The following is a 2,099-nucleotide window of genomic DNA, read 5'->3' as shown; positions in this document are numbered from 1 at the left end:
ACTGATTCCACCTGATGAAAAATCAGCCCCCAATAATGTTGCAGTACGTCTTAAATCGATGCCGTTTTCAACTTTTGATGGAGAGACTCGAACTACACTTTTAGAATCGCTTATAAGTTCAAAGCCAATATCAGGATGAGCAAGAGCAACTCTTGTAAAGATATCTTTAATTCTGAGAAATTCAGTTCTGTCTGATTTTAAAAATCTGCGTCTTGCAGGTGTATTGAAAAATAGCTCTGCTACATCTACTGTTGTTCCTTCAGGATGAGCAAAAGGCTCTACAACAGGATTCTGCTCAAGACCTTCAACTCTTACACAGTATCCATGTTCCTGTTCTTTTGTTTTTGAGCTTAAAGTCAGTTTTGACACTGAAGCTATAGATGCAAGAGCTTCTCCTCTGAAACCTAATGTAACAATGGCATTTAGATCTTCGACTGTTGAGATTTTTGAAGTTGCATGAGGTGCAAGAGCTAATGGCAGTTCATCCCTTACAATACCTATACCATTATCTCTAATTCTTATTAACTGCTTACCTGCATTTTTGATTTCACACAGGATATGAGTTCCTTTTGCATCAACAGCATTTTCCAAAAGCTCCTTTACAACAGAAGCAGGTCTTTCAACAACCTCTCCTGCTGCAATCTGGTTTGCTAACTGTTTAGGAAGAACTTTAATAGATGGCATGTTTTTTACGGAATATATAGAACCTGACCTATCTTAAGACTATCAGATTTTAATGAATTAATTCGCTTTATTTCGCTGACAGTTGTCTTGTTTCTCTTTGCAATAAGAGAAAGACTGTCGCCTTTCTTAACTGTTACGCTCTTATAACCTGATAACTTCTGATTTCTTGTATATGACTCAACTCTTGATTTGATCTTCTGAGCAGGATACTTTTCGTAGTAGGACTTAATACCAAGATATATACGGTAAGCTATCTGCTTTTGATAATTAGGCTGATTGAGCTGAATTTCTTCATATCTGTTTGATAAATATCCTGTTTCAATCAGCAATGAAGGAATATCAGGAGCTTTTAAAACTGCAAGTGATGCCTTTATAGGACTTGTTTTTCTGACATGAGTGAATTTTGCTAAAGAAGAGAGAATTTCCTTTGCAAGTAAGTTACCCTCTGATCTTGAGTTTGTTGATGACATATCAAGAATTGCAGTTGCAAGATATGGATTGCCTACGCTCTGATCCATCACCTCACCTGCACCACCAATTAGTTTTTTAGAATCTTTCTTGTTCTTAAGTAACTTTCCATTCTCTCTTTGAGCTCTGTTTTCTGACAGTACAAGTACGCTTGCACCTCTTGCTGTAGAGCTGCCTGATTCTACAGAATCTGCATGAATTGAAATAAGAAGATCTGCTTTTCTCTTTCTTGCAATATCAGAACGCTTATCAAGATCGATAAAAATATCCCTGCTTCTTACAAGATTACCTCTAAACTTAGGATTTGAATTGATGTAATTAACTAAAGCCTTACTGATAGCAAGGGTTACATTCTTTTCCTTTACACCTCTTTTTCCTATTGCGCCAGGATCTTTTCCTCCATGTCCTGCATCAACAGAAATAATAAAAGGTCTTGATATAGGGGTTGCTTTCACTGGAACTGGAGGTGCTATGGTTTCTTTAACCTCTTCTTCCACTTCTGCATTATTTTTCTTTTTAGAATCAACAACTTTTGCTACTGTTTCTTTCTTGCTTGGCTTTTTCTGATTTGCAGCAAGCTCATAATCATTTCTTAATGCCTTAAGTTTCTGATTATAGATAACAGCATTTTTTGCATTCATTGAACGAATGCCATCTTTATTTACTGTTGAATATTCAATAAACAGTTTTCTTTCATACTCTTTAAGGGGAATTGCTGTATCAATTTTTTCGTTTTGACTGCTATTTACCTTTTTTACATCGTTACTGTTCTGATTTTTATTGCTATTTGCAACTGCAGCTGAAGCTTTTTCATTATGAATATAATCAAGAACAAGTCTGTAGTTTGTGCCTTTTGCAGGAGCTAGAGTAAAAGGTCTTGCAACTTTACAATCCTTAATTGTAAAGATATAGCGAACATCAGTATTATCAGTCTTTTTTGCCAAACT

The 2,099-nt window shown here is 35.7% G+C and carries 2 protein-coding genes; both read right to left on the bottom strand.

Annotated features, from left to right (window positions below):
• A partial coding sequence (gene mutL / locus ACJML3_RS04430; protein ID WP_406020958.1) for a DNA mismatch repair endonuclease MutL occupies positions 1-684 on the bottom strand: 684 nt, incomplete at its 3' end.
• A 5-nt stretch (positions 685-689) separates the two neighbouring features.
• Positions 690-2,099: N-acetylmuramoyl-L-alanine amidase (locus ACJML3_RS04425; protein ID WP_406020956.1), on the bottom strand; the 1,410-nt coding region annotated here is incomplete at its 5' end.

Source organism: Succinivibrio sp., from assembly GCF_045124615.1.
Classification (GTDB): Bacteria; Pseudomonadota; Gammaproteobacteria; order Enterobacterales; family Succinivibrionaceae; genus Succinivibrio; species Succinivibrio faecicola.
Note: the sequence above shows the minus strand (reverse complement) of the source record. Positions and strands in the feature narration are given on the sequence as shown.